The sequence below is a fragment of the Streptomyces sp. NBC_00457 genome, assembly GCF_036014015.1.
Classification (GTDB): Bacteria; Actinomycetota; Actinomycetes; order Streptomycetales; family Streptomycetaceae; genus Streptomyces.
The window spans coordinates 5,491,424-5,508,540 of sequence record NZ_CP107905.1 but is presented as its reverse complement, the minus strand read 5'-3'; the positions used below and the strand labels follow the sequence as shown (position 1 = coordinate 5,508,540).

At 68.2% G+C, this 17,117-nt stretch carries 16 protein-coding genes, 1 tRNA gene and 1 pseudogene; 8 read left to right on the top strand and 10 right to left on the bottom strand.

Annotation, left to right across the window (positions count from 1 at the left end; all coding sequences use genetic code 11):
• Window positions 1-18 precede the first annotated feature (18 nt).
• The 5 genes from OG828_RS25025 to OG828_RS25005 are packed head-to-tail and all read left to right on the top strand — an operon-like array spanning window position 19 to window position 3,693.
• A complete protein-coding gene (locus tag OG828_RS25025; RefSeq protein ID WP_328439666.1) occupies window positions 19-711 on the top strand; it encodes a class E sortase in 693 nt (230 codons plus the stop codon).
• Window positions 712-728: 17 nt separating this feature from the next.
• On the top strand, window positions 729-926 hold the full coding sequence (locus tag OG828_RS25020) for a hypothetical protein (RefSeq protein WP_210573855.1): 198 nt from the start codon (window positions 729-731) through the stop codon (window positions 924-926).
• On the top strand, window positions 923-1,561 hold the full coding sequence (locus OG828_RS25015) for an aminodeoxychorismate/anthranilate synthase component II (protein ID WP_210573397.1): 639 nt from the start codon (window positions 923-925) through the stop codon (window positions 1,559-1,561). The genes OG828_RS25020 and OG828_RS25015 overlap by 4 nt, the downstream gene beginning before the upstream one ends.
• Window positions 1,558-2,922, top strand: coding sequence for a class E sortase (locus OG828_RS25010; RefSeq protein ID WP_328502388.1), 1,365 nt, complete (start codon window positions 1,558-1,560; stop codon window positions 2,920-2,922). Before OG828_RS25015 ends, OG828_RS25010 begins: the two co-directional genes overlap by 4 nt.
• Before the next feature lie 6 nt (window positions 2,923-2,928).
• The gene (locus tag OG828_RS25005; protein WP_328360977.1) at window positions 2,929-3,693 is read left to right on the top strand and encodes a class E sortase; all 765 of its coding nucleotides are present in this window, start codon (window positions 2,929-2,931) and stop codon (window positions 3,691-3,693) included.
• Between the two features lie 27 nt (window positions 3,694-3,720).
• Here OG828_RS25005 and OG828_RS25000 read toward each other — a convergent pair whose 3' ends face one another.
• The 9 genes and pseudogenes from OG828_RS25000 to OG828_RS24960 form a co-directional block, all read right to left on the bottom strand.
• A complete protein-coding gene (locus OG828_RS25000) occupies window positions 3,721-4,203 on the bottom strand; it encodes a restriction endonuclease (protein ID WP_328360974.1) in 483 nt (160 codons plus the stop codon).
• A 144-nt stretch (window positions 4,204-4,347) separates the two neighbouring features.
• A complete protein-coding gene (locus OG828_RS24995) occupies window positions 4,348-4,875 on the bottom strand; it encodes a hypothetical protein (RefSeq protein WP_328360971.1) in 528 nt (175 codons plus the stop codon).
• A 369-nt stretch (window positions 4,876-5,244) separates the two neighbouring features.
• A pseudogene (locus OG828_RS24990) lies at window positions 5,245-5,481 on the bottom strand (transposase); the annotation flags it as partial.
• A gap of 60 nt (window positions 5,482-5,541) precedes the next feature.
• Window positions 5,542-7,533 carry a Stk1 family PASTA domain-containing Ser/Thr kinase gene (gene pknB, locus OG828_RS24985; RefSeq protein ID WP_328502387.1) on the bottom strand — a complete coding sequence of 664 codons (1,992 nt, stop codon included), beginning with the start codon at window positions 7,531-7,533 and terminating at the stop codon, window positions 5,542-5,544.
• Window positions 7,534-7,706: 173 nt separating this feature from the next.
• On the bottom strand, window positions 7,707-9,176 hold the full coding sequence (locus tag OG828_RS24980) for a peptidoglycan D,D-transpeptidase FtsI family protein (RefSeq protein ID WP_328360964.1): 1,470 nt from the start codon (window positions 9,174-9,176) through the stop codon (window positions 7,707-7,709).
• Window positions 9,173-10,609: an FtsW/RodA/SpoVE family cell cycle protein gene (locus OG828_RS24975; protein WP_328360961.1), complete on the bottom strand. Its 1,437-nt coding sequence runs from the start codon at window positions 10,607-10,609 to the stop codon at window positions 9,173-9,175. Before OG828_RS24975 ends, OG828_RS24980 begins: the two co-directional genes overlap by 4 nt.
• Window positions 10,610-10,636: 27 nt before the next feature.
• Window positions 10,637-12,175, bottom strand: a complete 1,539-nt coding sequence (locus OG828_RS24970) for a Stp1/IreP family PP2C-type Ser/Thr phosphatase (protein WP_328360958.1) — start codon at window positions 12,173-12,175, stop codon at window positions 10,637-10,639.
• A gap of 120 nt (window positions 12,176-12,295) precedes the next feature.
• Window positions 12,296-12,814, bottom strand: a complete 519-nt coding sequence (locus OG828_RS24965; protein ID WP_210573385.1) for an FHA domain-containing protein FhaB/FipA — start codon at window positions 12,812-12,814, stop codon at window positions 12,296-12,298.
• A gap of 10 nt (window positions 12,815-12,824) precedes the next feature.
• Window positions 12,825-13,685: an FhaA domain-containing protein gene (locus tag OG828_RS24960; RefSeq protein ID WP_210573383.1), complete on the bottom strand. Its 861-nt coding sequence runs from the start codon at window positions 13,683-13,685 to the stop codon at window positions 12,825-12,827.
• Window positions 13,686-14,158: 473 nt separating this feature from the next.
• Here OG828_RS24960 and OG828_RS24955 point away from each other — a divergent pair.
• Window positions 14,159-14,242 (top strand) — tRNA-Leu (locus tag OG828_RS24955).
• Between the two features lie 129 nt (window positions 14,243-14,371).
• On the opposite strand, the gene OG828_RS24950 is transcribed toward OG828_RS24955, so the two are convergent.
• The gene (locus OG828_RS24950) at window positions 14,372-15,025 is read right to left on the bottom strand and encodes an FMN-dependent NADH-azoreductase (protein WP_328360947.1); all 654 of its coding nucleotides are present in this window, start codon (window positions 15,023-15,025) and stop codon (window positions 14,372-14,374) included.
• A 122-nt stretch (window positions 15,026-15,147) separates the two neighbouring features.
• On the opposite strand from OG828_RS24950, the gene OG828_RS24945 reads away from it, so the two are divergent.
• Both OG828_RS24945 and OG828_RS24940 read left to right on the top strand, forming a co-directional pair.
• Window positions 15,148-15,510 carry a winged helix-turn-helix transcriptional regulator gene (locus OG828_RS24945; protein WP_328360944.1) on the top strand — a complete coding sequence of 121 codons (363 nt, stop codon included), beginning with the start codon at window positions 15,148-15,150 and terminating at the stop codon, window positions 15,508-15,510.
• A gap of 146 nt (window positions 15,511-15,656) precedes the next feature.
• The gene (locus OG828_RS24940; RefSeq protein WP_328502386.1) at window positions 15,657-17,090 is read left to right on the top strand and encodes a DUF2252 domain-containing protein; all 1,434 of its coding nucleotides are present in this window, start codon (window positions 15,657-15,659) and stop codon (window positions 17,088-17,090) included.
• Window positions 17,091-17,117: the final 27 nt, after the last annotated feature.

The window sequence follows — 17,117 nt, the reverse complement described above, 5'->3', positions numbered from 1 at the left end:
TCTGTTCAGGAGCTGCCGGTGCGTGTCGTCGTCAGGACTGTCAGCGAACTCTGTATCACCGTGGGCACCTTGATAGTCCTGTTCGTCGTCTATGTGCTGTTCTGGATCGGCGTGAAGGCCGACAACGTCATGGGCGATCAGATCGACCAGCTCGAGGAGCAGTGGGCGCGCGGGGCGGTGCAGCCCGCGCCGACGGCGGCCCCCGGTGCTTCGGCCGCCCCGGCTGAGCCGACGGCGTACGAGAGTGGCAAGCCTTTCGCGATCATGTACATCCCGCGTCTTGGTTTCACGTGGAACAAGCCCGTGCTCGAAGGCACCGCCACCGGCACGCTCAAGAAGGGCCTCGGCCACTACGCGCGCACTGCCCAGCTCGGTCAGAAGGGCAACTTCTCGGTCGCGGGGCATCGGCGCACGTATGGAGACCCGTTCAAGGACTTTCCCGAGCTGAGGCCGGGGGACGCGGTGGTGCTGACGGACGGGGCGACATGGTTCACGTACAGGATCGACAAAGGGCCCTACAAAACCGTTCCCACGGACGTTGAGGTGATCGATCCTGTGCCACGTAAATCGGGGTACACACGTGCGGGCCGCTATCTCACGCTGACCACCTGCGATCCGGAGTGGGGAAGCAGTCACCGGCTGATCGTCTGGGCTCATCTCGACTCCACCCAGCCTGTGGAGGCCGGGAAACCAGAGGCCCTACGCCGTTAGTCTGGTGCGGGTACGGCGTGAGTCTGGTGCCGTGGTGCGACGGAAGGGACGGCATGTACGGCTGGATCTGGCGGCATCTGCCGGGGAACGCATGGGTGAAGGCGCTGATCTCGCTCATGCTGGTCGTGGCCGTGGTCTACGTCCTCTTCCAGTACGTCTTTCCGTGGGCTGAACCGCTGCTTCCCTTCAACGATGTGACGGTGGACAACCAGTGAGCGCGCGCATTCTCGTCGTCGACAATTACGACAGCTTCGTCTTCAACCTGGTCCAGTACCTGTACCAGCTCGGCGCCGAGTGCGAGGTCCTGCGCAACGACGAGGTGTCGACGGCGCACGCCCAGGACGGTTTCGACGGGGTGCTGCTGTCGCCGGGCCCGGGTACGCCGGAGCATGCCGGGGTCTGTGTGGACATGGTCCGCCACTGCGCCGCCACCGGGGTGCCCGTCTTCGGCGTGTGCCTCGGCATGCAGTCGATGCAGGTGGCGTACGGCGGTGTCGTGGACCGTGCGCCCGAGCTGCTGCACGGCAAGACGTCACTGGTCGAGCATCGGGGCGAGGGCGTTTTCGCGGGGCTGCCGTCGCCCTTCACGGCGACCCGCTACCACTCCCTGGCGGCGGAGCCGGAGACGGTCCCGGCCGAGCTGGAGGTCACCGCCCGTACGCACGACGGCATCATCATGGGCCTGCGTCACCGTGAACTCCCGGTCGAGGGTGTGCAGTTCCACCCCGAGTCGGTGCTGACCGAACACGGTCACCGGATGCTGGCCAACTGGCTGGTGGAGTGCGGTGACCAGGGTGCGGTGGCGAGGTCGGCGGGGCTCGCCCCGGTGGTGGGCAGGGCCTCGGCGTGACCGCCCTGCGCCCCGAGCGCGAGTCCGGCGCGGCCGCTTACGGCAACGCCGGCGACCAGGGGACCTCGTACGGCGAGCAGCCGTACGGGGCGCCGGGTGCGTTCGAGGACTGGCAGGGCGAGGACCCGCAGGGCGAGGACTGGCAGCGCGGGCAGGGGACGTACGGCCAAGGAATGCAGGAGGGGTACGGCCAGGGGCCGCAGGCGTACGCGGCGGGAGAAGCGCAGGCTTACGGGGCCGGGGAGACGCAGGCCTACGGCGTGGAGGAAACACAGGCCTACGCGGCGCAGGAGCCGTACGCGCCGTCGTATCAGGCTTCCGTCGATGACGCCTCGTATCGCACGCCCGTCGACGCGGCCTCGTACGACACCCCTGTGGACGGGCCCGCCATACCGCCGGGCGGTGAGGCCTTCCTGCCTCCCGTCGATGAGGAGACCGTCGCCCTGCGGATACCCGATCCGCCTCCGACAGCCGGCGGCGCGGCCATATCGGCTTCTGGCGCTTCCTCCGCGCCGTCGGCCACCGGACCCGCGCCGGGTGGCCGAGCGGCCCGCAGAAAGGCAGCCAAGCGCCGTCACGGGCGGCATGGCGGGGCGCGGGAGCCGCAGGAGGCGGCGTCACCGGCCGATGCGGAGGGCGAGCGGCCGCTGTCGCGCGTGGAGGCTCGCCGGCGGGCACGGGCGACCAAGCCGAGCGCCGGTGTCATGGCCAGCCGGGCGATCGGCGAGGTGTTCATCACCACCGGCGTGCTGATGCTGCTGTTCGTCACCTACCAGCTGTGGTGGACGAACGTCCGGGCGCATGCACAGGCCGGGAAGGCGGCGAGCAACCTCCAGCAGGACTGGGCGAGCGGGAAACGCGCCCCGGGGAGCTTCGAGCCGGGGCAGGGCTTCGCCCTTCTGTACATCCCGAAGCTGGACGTGGTGGTGCCGATAGCCGAGGGCATCAGCAACAAGAAGGTGCTCGACAAGGGGATGGTCGGCCACTACGCCGAGGGCGCGTTGAAGACGGCGATGCCCAGTGCGAAGACCGGCAACTTCGGGCTGGCGGGGCATCGGAACACGCATGGCGAGCCGTTCCGGTACATCAACAAGCTTCAGCCGGGCGATCCGATCGTCGTCGAGACGCAGGACACGTACTACGTCTACAAGATGGCGTCGATTCTGCCGGTGACCGCGCCGAGCAATGTGAGCGTGCTGGACCCCGTGCCCAAGGCCGGCGGTTTCACCGCGCCGGGCCGCTACATCACGCTGACGACGTGCACGCCGGAGTTCACCAGTAAGTACCGGATGATCGTCTGGGGCAAGATGGTCGAGGAACGGCCGCGCAGCAAGGGGAAGCCGGATGCGCTCGTCTCGTAAGGGCGGATGAACGTGGCAGCGACCACTGACGACACCGAGCACGCAGAGCGCACCGACGCGCCCGGATCCGCGCCCGCCCCGCGCCGCCGCGGTCCCGGGCGGATCGCCATGGCGGTCAGTGTCTTCGGTGAGCTCCTCATCACGGCGGGCCTGGTGCTCGGTCTGTTCGTCGTCTACTCGCTGTGGTGGACGAACGTCATCGCGGACCGGGAGGCCGACAAGCAGGCCGACAAGGTCCGCGACACCTGGGCCCGCGACGGCGATTCCGGCCCCGTCGCCTTCGACAGCAAGAACGGCATCGGCTTCCTGCACGTCCCCGCGATGAGCAAGAGCGAGATCCTCGTCGAGAAGGGCACGTCCTCGAAGAACCTCAACGACGGCGTCGCCGGCTACTACGTCGACCCCGTCAAGGCCACGCTCCCCACCAGCGGCAAGAACGGCAACTTCAGCCTCGCCGCCCACCGTGACGGCCACGGCGCCAAGTTCCACAAGATCGACAAGATCGAGAAGGGCGACCCGATCGTCTTCGAGACGAAGGACAAGTGGTACGTCTACAAGGTCTACGCCGTCCTGCCCGAGACCTCGAAGTACAACGTCAAGGTGCTTGCGCCCATCCCGAGGGAGTCGGGCAAGGAGAAGGCCGGCAAGTACATCACGCTGACGACCTGCACGCCGGTGTTCACGTCTCGGTATCGGTATGTGGTGTGGGGGGAGTTGGAGCGGGTGGACAAGGTGGATGAGGAGCGGACGCCGCCTAAGGAACTGGGGTGAGCTGACTGGGGTCCTGCTGTGCCGACGTTACTCCAGGGCCTTCAGCGTTGCCCCTGAGCTCCACTCCTCCAGCAGTCGGCGGTCTACGGTGGTGATGCTGGCCTCGGCGGCGATGCTCAGGGCGTCAGGGGTGAAGGGGCACGTCGCTACGAATAGAGCCACTTCCGAGGCGTACAGAACCCTGGCTGCCCCGACGAACTTCTGGACCTCGGGGCTGGTAATGGCGAGGTAGGGCGCGAACCTCTTGCACTTCCGACCGCCCTGTACGACGACGTTGGTGCAGCCGTCGCGATGCAGCAGTTCGGCGACGTGTTTCTCGAACTCGCGGCCGTTCATGGCGTCCATGGATGCCATGACTCCGGCGAGAGGCCGGTCCTCGCGCGGGCTCTCCAGTCTTTGCAGTCGGGCGTGGTGCTGTTGCAGTCGCCGCTCGATGCGCTGGACCCCCGTGCGCAGAGCGATCAGCTCCCTGCGGCGCTCACCGGACGTTTCGATCAGCGCGTTGAACATGGGGACGACGGTCCTGATCAGCCATCACGCGGTGGATCCATGCTGAGAGAGCCGGCAGGAGATATCCCTGCCGGCCACTCACCAGAGGCAATATTCGCTCTACTTGATTACCTTCTGGACGGCTCACTTTGTGAAAGCGTGGGGCTAACCGCAGTGGCCGATGTCGAATGCGCCTGCGTACTTCCCGTTGTAGTCGATCTGACCAGTGACCGCTATGCAGCGCCCGGCGGCAGAAATGGAACGCGGCCCAGCGTAATAGAGGTAGTTTCCGTCATCCACCGTAGAGTTGATCGGAGTGCAGCTGCCGGTGTCGACCGTCTGGGAGCACACCACGATCTCGATGCGCATGTGCTTGCTGACGCCGTACCCGCCGGCCGTAGTAGCAACGGTTACGCCGCAGTTCTTACCGGTACTCGAGTCGTAGTAGAGGTAGACCGTGCCGTATCTGATGCCGCCGGAGGCATACATCGGATAGCTGTCGATCTGAGACCCGGCGCATCCGTAAGCGCCGGCAGACGCTGCAGGGGCCAATGCAAGCGTGCCGAGGAACATCGCAATCGCGGCGCCCAGGACGGTCAGGACTTTCTTCACTCGTCCTCCAAAAGGAAGATTGAATTTTTGGTTGAAGAAATATTGCGCGGTGATCGTAGCGATCTTGGTCGCCTGAGTCAATGTTAGGACGACGGAGTATTTTGCTGGCCCTGAGCCGCTATGTATTAAATTGGGGCATTTACTGGTCAATCTCGGTCGGGTTTTTGGGTCAAAATATGGGCTGGCCTCGAGTTTCGGAGTCCGGGCAGGCTGATGGCCCGGCTGTCGCGTCGGGTGGGCGCCGGGTTCCACGGCTCCAGTGGGCTGGTGCTGCTCGCAGGGACGGGAAGATGCTGGTCAGCCGGGGTTCGGGAGGGCGTGGAGTCGTTCTAGGGCTTCGGTGATCACGTGGGTCCAGGGCCAGTGCTTGGCGAGGCGGAGGTAGCGGCGGCGGCCGGTGGTGATGAGCTGGGCGGCGGTGGAGAGCAGCCGCAGCCGACGGGGGTCCCAGAGCCGGGCCTTGCCCGGATCATGCACCGCCCGGGCCTGCCGCCATGGCTCAAGCACCGCCGATATCGCCGCATCCAGGCCGGTCTTGCGAGCCGTCTCGACCAGCAGCACCGCACCGGCCTGCGAAACCACTCCGCGACCGCTGCCCTCGACGCGGACACGCGGGTAGGACCCGATACGCTTCTTGACCTTGAAAGTGCCTCCGGCGGCGGGAGCAAGGACCTCAGCAATCCTCATACGGAAGTGGGCACCGCCGAAGAGTTCCGGCGGTGCCCACTTCCGTATCAGGCGCGGTGATCAGTCGGACTCGTTGCCTCCGATGATCCCGCCGTTGCCGTTGTTACCGCCGTTGCCGAAGCCGACGGTCGTGAGGGTGACCGTCGTGCCGGCGGGGTCGTCGACGCCGCTGTTCTCGTCGGGGTCCTGGTCGATCACGATCGCCGTGTCGCTCTCGTCGCTGCCGTCCGCGAACTGGATGTTCGTGAAGCCGCGCGACTGGAGCAGCTGCCTGGCCTGAGCGACCGTCTGGTTGCGGACGTCCGGGACCTGGGTCTGCTGCTGCGCCTTGCCGATGTTGATCTGGACCGTGGAGCCCTTGTCGAGCGAGGAGCCGGCCGTCGGTGTGGTGTTGATGACCTTGTCGACCAGGTTCGGGTCGGCGGTGTCGACGTCGACGCAGTTGCCGATCAGGTCGCTCTGCTCCATCCGCGCCTTAGCTGCGTCACAGGACTCGCCGGTGACGTCCGGGACTGTGGCCTTCTCCTCGGCCTTGGCGACGGTGAGGGTGATCGTGGTGCCCTTCTCCACTTCCTCGCCCAGATTCGGGTCCTGGTCCAGGACCGTGCCCACTTCCTCGGTCGAGACCTCTTCCTTCTTCTCGACCTTGAACTGGTACTTGTCGTCTTCAAGCGTCGCCTTGGCGTCCTCGAAGCTGTCGCCGAGGACACTCGGCACGGCCACCTTCGGAGAGCCCGTCGACACCACGACCTCGACCGTGCTGCCCTTCTTGACCTCGGTCGGGGGTTCCGGGCTCTGCGAGCAGATGGAGCCCTTGGGCGTCTCCTCGCAGGCCTTCTCCGTGGGGTCGAGGGTCAGCTCCGCGTTCTTGGCCTGCTTCTGGGCGTCTTCCAGCGACAAGTCCACGAAGTTCGGCACCGCCACGGTGTCGTTGCTCGCGCCGCCGGAGCCGTCGACCACCCACTTGCCGATGAGCACCGCACCGACCAGCACCAGCACACCCGCGAGGACCAGCAAGATCGTCGACGTGTTCGACTTCTTCTGGCGTCGCCGGTCCGGGCGGTCGTCGTAGCCGAAGCCGCCGTCGTCCGGGTTCATCGGCGGCAGCATCGATGTGGCGCCCGCGTCGGCGGAGCGCAGGGCGGTGGTGGGCTGGTCGTCCGGGTAGCCGCCGTAGCCGACGGAACCCATGGCCGCCGTGGCGGCGACGGGCTGGCCGTCGAGGCAGGCCTCGATGTCGGCGCGCATCTCGTCGGCGGACTGGTAGCGGTAGTCGGGGTCCTTGGTCAGCGCCTTCAGGACGATCGCGTCCATTTCGGGCGTGATCTCGGGGTCGAAGACGGACGGCGCCTGGGGCTCTTCCCGGACGTGCTGGTACGCGACCGCCACCGGGGAGTCGCCCACGAACGGCGGGCGGACGGTGAGGAGTTCGTACAGCAGGCAGCCGGTCGAGTAGAGGTCCGAGCGGGCATCCACCTGCTCGCCCTTCGCCTGCTCCGGCGACAGGTACTGTGCGGTGCCGATGACGGCGGCGGTCTGGGTCATCGTCATGCCGGAGTCGCCCATGGCGCGGGCGATGCCGAAGTCCATCACCTTGACCTGGCCGTTGCGCGTCAGCATGACGTTGGCGGGCTTGATGTCGCGGTGGACGATGCCGTTGCGGTGGGCGTACTCCAGGCCCTGGAGGATGCCGATGGTCATCTCCATGGCGCGCTCCGGCAGCAGTTTGCGGCCGGAGTGCAGCAGCTCGCGGAGCGTGGAGCCGTCGACGTACTCCATGACGATGTACGGGATCGACACGTTGTCGATGTAGTCCTCGCCCGTGTCGTAGACCGCCACGATCGCGGGGTGGTTGAGCGAGGCGGCCGACTGGGCCTCCCGGCGGAAGCGGGCCTGGAAGGACGGATCGCGTGCGAGGTCCGCGCGCAGCGTCTTCACTGCCACGGTGCGGCCGAGGCGGGTGTCATGGGCGAGGTAGACCTCCGCCATGCCACCGCGGCCGAGCACCTGGCCCAGCTCGTACCGGCCGCCGAGGCGACGCGGCTCTTCCATAAGCTACCTACCAGCCCTCTCCGTCGGTCCCGATCCGCACTCGTGTGCGGACCGGAGGCTGCCGTCCGGGCCTACCGTACCCGGCTCGCTTTGTGTGACCTGGCCAAGCCCGTCAGCCGATACAGGACCGGTATCGCAACGTGCGCCGATGTGAAGGCGACGTGACGGGGTTCTCATCGCTTGCTGTTGATGACCGCCTCCATCACGCTCTTCGCGATGGGCGCCGCGAGGCCACCACCGGAGATGTCTTCACGGACGGCGTTGTCGTCCTCGATGACCACGGCCACGGCGACCGGTGAGCCCTCGTCGGTCTTGGCGTAGGAGATGAACCAGGCGTACGGGTTCTTGCTGTTCCCGACGCCGTGCTGGGCGGTACCGGTCTTGCCGCCCACGGTGACGCCGTCGATCTGTGCGTTCTTGCCCGTGCCTTCGGAGACGACGGTCTCCATCATCGACTGGAGGATCTGGGCGTTCTTCGCCGACAGCGGGCGGCTCATCGGCTCGGGTTCGGTCTTCTCGACGGGGTCGACGTTCGGCGCCTGGAGTTCGTCGACCATGTACGGCTTCATCAGCTCACCGTCGTTGGCGACGGCCGAGGCGACCATGGCCATCTGCAGCGGGCTCGTGGCGGTGTTGAACTGGCCGATGGAGGACAGCGCGGTCTGCGACTTGTTCATGTCGTCGGAGAAGACGGAAGCGCTGGTGCGGACCGGCGTGAACTGCTCCTCGTTGAAGCCGAACTTCTTGGCCTGTTCCAGCATCTTCTCGTTCTCGAGGTCGGAACCGATCTTGCCGAAGACGGTGTTGCAGGACCACTGCAGGGCGACCCGGAGCGTCGCGTTCTTGCAGGGGATGTTCCCGTCGTTCTTCAGCACGGTGGTGGTGCCCGGCATGGTCCACGGCAGCGGCGTGTCCGTCTTGCCGTCGGGGTCCGTGTACAGGCCGTTCTCCAGCGCGGCGGCGGCGGTGACGACCTTGAAGGTGGAGCCGGGCGGGTAGACCTCGCGCAGCGCCCGGTTCAGCATCGGGTCGTCGGGGTTCGCCTTCTTCTGGAGCTTCTTCCACGCTTCTTCGTCCGAGGTGCTGCCGCCGGCGATCGTCGAGGGGTCGTACGACGGGAAGGAGGCCAGCGCCAGGATCTTGCCGGTGGACGGTTCGATCGCGGCGACGGCGCCCTTGCCGCCCTGGGCCTTCAGACCGTCGTACGCGGCTTTCTGCGCGGCGCCGTTGAGGGTGGTGACGACATTGCCGCCCTCCTTCGCCTTGCCGGTGATCATGTCGAGGGTGTTGCGGAAGAAGAGCCGGTCGTCGTTGCCGGTGAGGATGCCGTCCTCGATGGACTCCAGCTGGTTGGCACCGTAGGCCTGGGAGACGAAGCCGGTGACGGGCGCCCACATGGCGCCGTCCTTGTAGGTGCGCTTGTACTTGAAGTCGCCCTTGGTCGTGGCGTGGCCGGTGATGGCCTTGCCGTCGACGATGATGTCGCCGCGCGGGGTGGCGTAGCGGGCGATGGCGACGCGGCGGTTCTTGGGGTCTTCCCTGAGGCTGTCGGCCTGGGCGTACTGCAGCCAGTTGTCCCGGATGAGCAGGGTGAGGATCAGCAGTCCGCAGAAGAGCGCGATCCGGCGCAGGGGCTTGTTCACGGTCGAACCACCTGGGTCATCTCGGCGTCGGGGTTGGGTGCGGGGGCCGGGGCCGGGCGGCGGGCGGTGTCGCTGATTCTGATCAGGATGCCGATGAGCGCCCAGTTGGCGATGACGGAGGAACCGCCGTACGCCAGGAACGGCATGGTCATACCGGTCAGCGGGATCAGGCCCATGACGCCGCCGGCGACGACGAAGACCTGCAGCGCGAAGGCGCCGGACAGGCCGATGGCGAGCAGCTTGCCGAACGGGTCGCGGGCGGCGAGGGCGGTGCGCACACCGCGCTCGACGATCAGGCCGTACAGCAGCAGCAGCGCCATGACGCCGGCCAGGCCCAGTTCCTCGCCGAAGGTGGCGAGGATGAAGTCGGAGTTGGCGGCGAACCGGATGAGCTCGGAGTGGCCCTGGCCCCAGCCGGTGCCGAGGGTGCCGCCGGAGCCGAAGGCCCACAGCGCCTGCATCGCCTGCTCGGAGTGGCCGTAGACGCCTTCCTGGCTGAGCGTGTACTCGCGCATCGGGTCGAGCCAGGCGTCGACGCGCTGTTGGATGTGGGGCTCGAAGCTGGCCACGCCGACAGCGCCGACCGCGGACATCATCAGACCGAAGACGATCCAGCTGGTCCGCTCGGTGGCGACGTACAGCATGATGACGAACATTCCGAAGAACAGCAGCGACGTACCGAGGTCGGTCTCGAAGACCAGGATGAGGATCGAGATCGCCCAGACGACGAGGATCGGGCCGAGGTCGCGGCCGCGCGGCAGGTACAGGCCCATGAAGCGGCGGCTGGCGAGGGCGAGCGCGTCCCGCTTGACCATCAGGTAGCCGGCGAAGAAGACCGCGAGGACGATCTTCGCGAACTCACCGGGCTGAATGGTGAAGGAGCCGATCTTGATCCAGATCTTGGCGCCGAAGACGTCCAGTCCGAGGCCCGGGACGAGCGGCAGGAGCAGCAGGACCAGCGCGCCGACCATGGAGATGTAGGTGTAGCGCTGCAGGACCCGGTGGTCCTTGAGGAAGATCATCACGACGGCGAACAGCGCGATGCCCATGGCCGTGTACAGCAGCTGGTTGGTCGCCTTGCCGCCGGCGACGCCGATCTCGTTCAGCAGCTCGGACTGGTCCAGCCGCCAGATCGCGACGAGCCCGAGGCCGTTGAGCAGTGTGGCCAGGGGCAGCATCAGCGGGTCCGCGTACGGTGCGAACTTGCGTACGACGAGATGGGCGACGCCGGCCAGGAGGCCGAGGCCCAGGCCGTAGCTCAGCAGGCCGGCCGGGATCTCGTCGTTGATGGCGAGGCCGACGTTGGCGTAGGCGAAGACCGGGATGAGGACGGCGAACACCAGCAGGGCGAGCTCGGTGTTGCGCCGGCTCGGGGTGCCGATCGAGCCGATCGTGGACGTGTGGTGCGTCGACGTGTTGGGAGAACTGCTCATCGTGTGACGGGGCCTCTCACGGCTTGCCTACTGCGTACCGCACTGCGAGACGACCTTCTGCTCTTCCTCCGAGAGAGTCGGGCCGGGCGTGGGGGTCGGTGCGGTCGGGGACGTTGATGGATTCGGAGCCGTAGTCCCCGGCGGATTGGTGGGTGTCGGTGTCGCCTTGGACGTGAAGGAGGAACGGGTGGTTCCCGTGGTGCCTCCGGCCTCGCCCTCGCCGGTCTTGGAGTTGTTCTCGCTCTGGGTCGCCTGCTGCTCGGACCGCTTCTTGCACGCGGACGCCTGCACGGCCAGTTCGTCGATCTTCTTCTGGGCCTGTTTCAGGTCGCCCTCGGCGATCGTGCCCTCGACGAGCTTCTGCTGGTACGGCGGCAGGTACTTGAGTTCGATCTCGGGGTGGTCCTTCTCCACGTCCGACAGCGAGACCCAGGCCAGGTCCTGGCTGATGCCGCGGTACAGGGCGACATGCTCGTCGTTGACGCCGACGTAGTACTGCGTCTGCGTCCAGCGCCAGCCGCCGTAGAGCCCGCCGCCGATGACGGCGAGCGCGAGGACGCCGTAGAGGGATCTTTTCAGCCACCTGCCGCGCCGCCGCGGCTTGATGAAGTCGTCGTCGGTGTAGTCCCCGAAGCTGCCCTCGGGGATGTAGCCGGTGGTGTCGCCGGAGCCGGGCGGGCCGAACTCGCCGCCGCCCTGGCCGGGGACCTGACGGCCGAGTCCTGAGGCGCGTCCGGCCGGGGTCTGCATGATGCCGTTGTCGTGCAGCTGATGCTGGTTCTCGGCGACCGCGCCGACCACGACCGGGGTGTCGGAGAGCTGCCCGGCGAGGGTGTCGCCGGTGTCCAGGTCGAGGACATCGGCGACGATGACGGTGATGTTGTCGGGGCCGCCGCCGCGCAGCGCGAGCTGGATCAGCTCCTGCACGGTCTCCTGGGGGCCCTGGTAGCTGGCGAGGGTGTCCTCGAGCGTCTGGTGGGAGACGACGCCGGAGAGGCCGTCGGAGCAGATCAAGTAGCGGTCGCCCGCGCGGACTTCGCGGATGGAGAGGTCGGGCTCGACGTGGTCGCCGCTGCCCAACGCCCGCATCAGCAGGGAGCGTTGGGGGTGGGTGGTGGCTTCCTCTTCGGTGATGCGGCCCTCGTCGACCAGCCGCTGCACCCAGGTGTGGTCCTGGGTGATCTGAGTGAGGACGCCGTCGCGGAGCAGATACGCGCGCGAGTCGCCGACGTGGACGAGACCGAGCCGCTGCCCGGTCCACAGCAGGGCGGTGAGGGTGGTCCCCATGCCCTCCAGCTGCGGGTCTTCTTCGACCATCGCGCGCAGCTGGTCGTTGGCGCGCTGTACGGCCGTACCGAGCGAGGTGAGGATGTCGGAGCCGGGGACGTCGTCGTCGAGGGCGACGATCGTGGAGATCGCCTCGGAGGAGGCTACCTCGCCGGCCGCGGCGCCGCCCATGCCGTCGGCGATGGCGAGCAGCCGGGGACCGGCGTATCCGGAGTCCTCGTTGCCTTCCCGGATCATGCCTTTGTGCGATCCGGCGGCGAAGCGCAAAGACAGACTCATGCGCACCTCGCCCGTCGGCTCCGGGTACATCCGCACGGTGCCCACCCTCCGGTCGGGAGCGCGCCGGGGTCCGGGGTGTGGACCGCCGCTGCGTGCTCGCTCCGCTCGCTCATTGTCGTACTACTTCCGCAGCTCGATGACGGTCTTGCCGATGCGGATCGGCGCGCCCAGCGGGATCGGTGTGGGGGTCGTCAGCCGGGACCGGTCCAGGTACGTGCCGTTGGTGGAGCCCAGGTCCTCGACGATCCACTGGCCGTCGCGGTCCGGATAGATCCTGGCATGGCGGCTGGAGGCGTAGTCGTCGTCCAGCACGATCGTGCTGTCGTGCGCCCGGCCCAGGGTGATGGTCTGGCCCTGCAGCGCGACGGTCGTGCCGGTGAGGGTGCCCTCGGACACGACGAGCTTCGTCGGGGCGTTACGGCCCCTGCGACCGCCGGTGGCGGGTTGCTGGCGCTGCTGCGGAGGCGCCGCCTGACGGGCGGCGGCCTGCTGCTGCCGGCCCGCTTCCCGCCGTGAGCCGCGCTGCGTGACACGCGTTCCGAACAGGTCGCTGCGGATGACCTGCACGGCCACGATCACGAACAGCCACAGTACGGCCAGGAAACCCAGCCGCATGACCGTGAGGGTCAGCTCTGACATTGCCCCCGCTTCACCCTTCGGCTTGCCGGTAAATGATGGTGGTACTGCCCACGACGATCCGCGAGCCGTCGCGGAGCGTAGCGCGGGTGGTGTGCTGCCCGTCCACCACGATGCCGTTGGTGGACCCGAGATCCTGGATCGTCGAGGGCGTTCCGGTCCGGATCTCGCAGTGCCGGCGGGAGACGCCGGGGTCGTCGATCCGCACGTCGGCCTCGGTGCTGCGGCCCAGCACCAGCGTCGCGCGGGAGATCTGATGGCGGGTGCCGTTGATCTCGATCCAGTAGCGGGTGCGGCCGCCGGCCGCGGGGGCGGCGGGACGCTGGCCGCCCGCGGGCTGCGGGTAGCCGTAACCGCCGGGGCGGCCGCCGGGCGGCGGCGCGGCCGGCATGGGCGGGGCGCCCGCGGGCGCGGCGGGCTGCGGGTAGCCGTACCCGCCGCCGGGGCGTCCGGCGGCCGGCGGGGCCGCGGGGGCGCCTGCCGGGGCCTGCTGGTCGGTGGAGGACGCGAGCGTACGGCTGCGCACCCGGTACAGACCGGTGTCGAGGTCGTCCGCCTTCTCCAGGTTGACCTTGATGGGGCCCATGAAGGTGTAGCGCTGCTGCTTGGCGTAGTCGCGCACCATGCCGGCGAGCTCGTCGCCGAGCTGGCCGGAGTAGGGGCTGAGCCGCTCGAAGTCGGGCGTGCTCAGTTCCACGATGAAGTCATTGGGTACGACGGTGCGGTCGCGGTTCCAGATGGTGGCGTTGTTGTCGCACTCGCGCTGGAGCGCGCCCGCGATCTCCACGGGCTGCACCTCGGACTTGAAGACCTTGGCAAAGGTGCCGTTGACCAGACCTTCGAGACGCTGCTCGAACTTCTTCAGGACTCCCATGGGGCACCTCCTCCTAGGCTGTCGTCCTGTGTACTGCTTCTTACCTGGTACTGCTTACTGATCGTATCCACGCGCCGGTGAATCGGCTGGTTCCCCCTGTCGGCCCAGTCGGCGGTTGTCGACGCCTGACGAAGTTCCCTCCTCAGGTCCCCTTCGAACTCCCTCGGGGACACAGTCCTGACAAGGATCGTAGAGGCGGCCGCAGACAAGTGTCCCGCACCTGACTGTGGACCCCGACCGGCTCCTGGGGAGACGGCCGGTACCGGTACGAGGTTGATACGTGAACCGGTACACGTTGATACGTAGCCCGGGGTTCGGAGGTTTGCCGCCCGGTCCGGCCGACGGCACAGACGTCGCTGGTCGGCGGCTTCCCCGGGATAAGGGATGTGAACCCACCCTGGCCGGCGTGCTAATGTTCTGCGTGTCGGAGGGCGCCAAACCCCATGGGGGAAGGGCCCGAGGACACACCCAATGCGCGGGTGGCGGAATAGGCAGACGCGCTGGATTCAGGTTCCAGTGCCCGCAAGGGCGTGGGGGTTCAACTCCCCCCTCGCGCACATCAGACAAAAGCCCCGCAGGTCTCGGACCTGCGGGGCTTTTGCGTTCCCCGGACGGGCGGGACGAGGGGCCGCGGGTGAGAGGACAATCACACCGCGGACTCACCCTGTGGACGCCCTCGAAGGCTGTTACGCGGCGAAGCGCTGCGCCAGCCTCTTGGCCTTGGCGGCGGCGTCTTCGAGGGCGCGTTCGCGGGAGGCCTCGAAGAGGGGGACCAGCTCGGCCATCGCCGGGTTGTGCGGGGCCATGGTGAGCTCCGGGACGATGAAGTCGAGGTCCATGGCGAGGGTGTCGGCGAAGATCGCCGACAGGTAGTTCTGTACATACTCGGAACCCGCGCGCGGGGTGCCCGGAGCGTAGGAGCCGCCGCGGCTGGCGACCACGGTGACCGGGGTGCCCTTGACCTTCGAGTCCTCGGTGGCCGAGGTGCGGCCCATCAGGATCACATGGTCAAGCCAGGCCTTCAGGGTGGACGGGATCGCGTAGTTGTACATCGGGGCGCCGATCAGCACGGCGTCCGCCTGCTCCAGCTCCTCGATCAGCTGCAGGCGCTCCGCGAACGCGGCTTCCTGCTCGGGGCTGTGCGCGGCCGGGTCGGCGAAGCCGGCGGTGTGGGCGTCGGCGGTGATGTGCGGCACGGGGCTCACGGAGAGATCGCGGTAGATCACCGTGCCCTCGGGGTGCTGTTCCTCCCAGGTCGTGCGGAAGGCGTCCGTGACGGCGCGGGACGCGGAGGCGCCGCTGGGGAACACGGACGAGTCGATGTGGAGCAGCGTGGCCATGGGGTCTCCAAGGAGAGCGGTGCCCGCACGGGAACGGCGGGCTAAGTTTTCGTACTCAACTATGGATAACACAGGTACTTACTTTTTTTCATCCCCGTACGTCGGGGCAGTACCCTGAACCCATGGCGGGTGAGCGGATTCACGACGAATCGATGTGCAAGCAGGTGGACGGCGGCATCAGCCGTGTCTTCCAGCTGCTCGGCAAGCGCTGGACCGGCCCGATCGTGTCCGTGCTGGTGGAACAGCCCACGCACTTCGCCGATCTGCGCCGGGCCGTCCCCGGGATCAGCGAGCGCATGCTCTCCGACCGGCTCACCGAACTCGGCGCCGCGGGACTCCTGGTGCGCGAGGTCGACGAGGGCCCGCCGCTGCGGGTGTCGTACCGCCTGACGGAGGCAGGAGCGGCGCTGGGGCCCGCCCTGCGGGAGCTCGGCGAGTGGGCGGAGAAGCATCTGCCGGAGGGCGAGCGGGGCGGCGGCTGTTAGCCCCGGGCGCGGATGACGGGTTTTCCACAGCTGTGGAGTTGTCCACAGGGTCTGACGCGTTCTGGCTGCCGGTTGTACGGTCGGCACGAGTTGATGTTCGTGCGCGTGCGGGGGAGGCGGTCGTTGTGACCCAGGTGGATGCGGGTATGGCTGAGGCGGTCCAGGGGGCTGCCGTGGAGGCCGGGGCGGTGCGCCGGCTGCCGCGCGTGCGGGGTTTCGGCCAGTGGTCCGCCGCGGGGACTCAGTCGCCGAAGGAAGAGGGCAAGGCGCTGCGCAGGCTGGTTCCGCGGAGCACACACGCCGCGCTCGACCTGGACGGCTCCCGCCCCGACGCGGTGAGCGCGGTCGAGGAGTCCAGCCGCGGCCGGCTTCCCGAACTCACGCCGCTGCGGATCGGCCGCATGGCGGCGACCCCCTTCGCCTTCCTGCGCGGCTCCGCGGGCCTGATGGCCTACGACCTGGCCCGCACCCCCATGACCCGGATCCGCGCCCAGATCTGCGGCGACGCCCACGCGGCCAACTTCGGGCTCTACGGCGACGCGAGCGGCCGCCTGGTCATCGATCTGAACGACTTCGACGAAACCGTCCACGGCCCCTGGGAGTGGGACCTCAAGCGGCTCGCCGCCTCGCTGGTGCTCGCGGCCCGGGAGGCGGGCGCCGACGAGGACACCTGCCGCAAGGCGGCGCACGACACGGTGGGCTCCTACCGCCGCACCATGCGGCTGCTGGCCAAGCTCCCGGTCCTGGACGCGTGGAACGCCATCGCGGACGAGGAACTCGTCTCCCACACCGACGCCCATGACCTGCTCGGCACGCTGGAGCGGGTCTCCGAGAAGGCACGTGCCAACACCAGCGGGCGCTTCGCGGAGCGGTCGACGGTGCCGACCGAGGACGGCGGACGGCGGTTCGTCGACGCCCCTCCGGTGCTGCGGCAGGTGCCGGACGCGGAGGCGGCAGCCGTGGCGGTGTCCTTGGAGGAGTATGTGACGACGCTCTCCGAGGACCGCCTCCCCCTGCTGGCCCGGCACACGGTGCACGACGTGGCCTTCCGGGTGGTCGGCACGGGCAGCGTGGGCACGCGGTCGTACGTCGTCCTGCTGCTGGACCACCGGGGCGAGCCGCTGGTGCTGCAGGTGAAGGAGGCCAGGGCCTCGGTGCTGGTTCCGCACCTGGTGACGGCGGGGTTCGAGGCGCCCCAGGTGGACCACGAGGGCCGCCGTGTGGTGCTGGGCCAGAAGCGGATGCAGGTCGTCAGCGACATCCTGCTGGGCTGGACGACGGTCGAGGGCCGCCCCTTCCAGGTACGCCAGTTCCGCAACCGCAAGGGCAGCGTCGACCCCGCCGCCCTCTCCACCGACCAGATAGACGACTACGCCCGTATGACCGGCGCCCTCCTGGCCCGCGCCCACTCCCACAGCGCCGACCCCCGCCTCATCTCCGGCTACTGCGGCAAGAACGAGGAACTGGACGAGGCGATGGCGACGTTCGCGGTGGCCTACGCCGACCGCACGGAGGCGGACCACGCGGAGCTGGTGGCGGCGGTGCGGGCGGGGCGGCTCAAGGCGGAGACAGGGGTGTGACCGCGCCCCGCAAGGGGCGCGGGGCTG

Coding starts and splice junctions, on each gene's coding strand:
- OG828_RS25005 (WP_328360977.1), top strand. CDS start 2,929: ATGAACGTGGCAGCGACCACTGACGACACCGAGCACGCAGAGCGCACC.
- OG828_RS25000 (WP_328360974.1), bottom strand. CDS start 4,203: ATGTTCAACGCGCTGATCGAAACGTCCGGTGAGCGCCGCAGGGAGCTG.
- pknB (WP_328502387.1), bottom strand. CDS start 7,533: ATGGAAGAGCCGCGTCGCCTCGGCGGCCGGTACGAGCTGGGCCAGGTG.
- OG828_RS24975 (WP_328360961.1), bottom strand. CDS start 10,609: ATGAGCAGTTCTCCCAACACGTCGACGCACCACACGTCCACGATCGGC.
- OG828_RS24970 (WP_328360958.1), bottom strand. CDS start 12,175: ATGAGTCTGTCTTTGCGCTTCGCCGCCGGATCGCACAAAGGCATGATC.
- OG828_RS24965 (WP_210573385.1), bottom strand. CDS start 12,814: ATGTCAGAGCTGACCCTCACGGTCATGCGGCTGGGTTTCCTGGCCGTA.
- OG828_RS24960 (WP_210573383.1), bottom strand. CDS start 13,685: ATGGGAGTCCTGAAGAAGTTCGAGCAGCGTCTCGAAGGTCTGGTCAAC.
- OG828_RS24950 (WP_328360947.1), bottom strand. CDS start 15,025: ATGGCCACGCTGCTCCACATCGACTCGTCCGTGTTCCCCAGCGGCGCC.
- OG828_RS24945 (WP_328360944.1), top strand. CDS start 15,148: ATGGCGGGTGAGCGGATTCACGACGAATCGATGTGCAAGCAGGTGGAC.
- OG828_RS24940 (WP_328502386.1), top strand. CDS start 15,657: ATGGCTGAGGCGGTCCAGGGGGCTGCCGTGGAGGCCGGGGCGGTGCGC.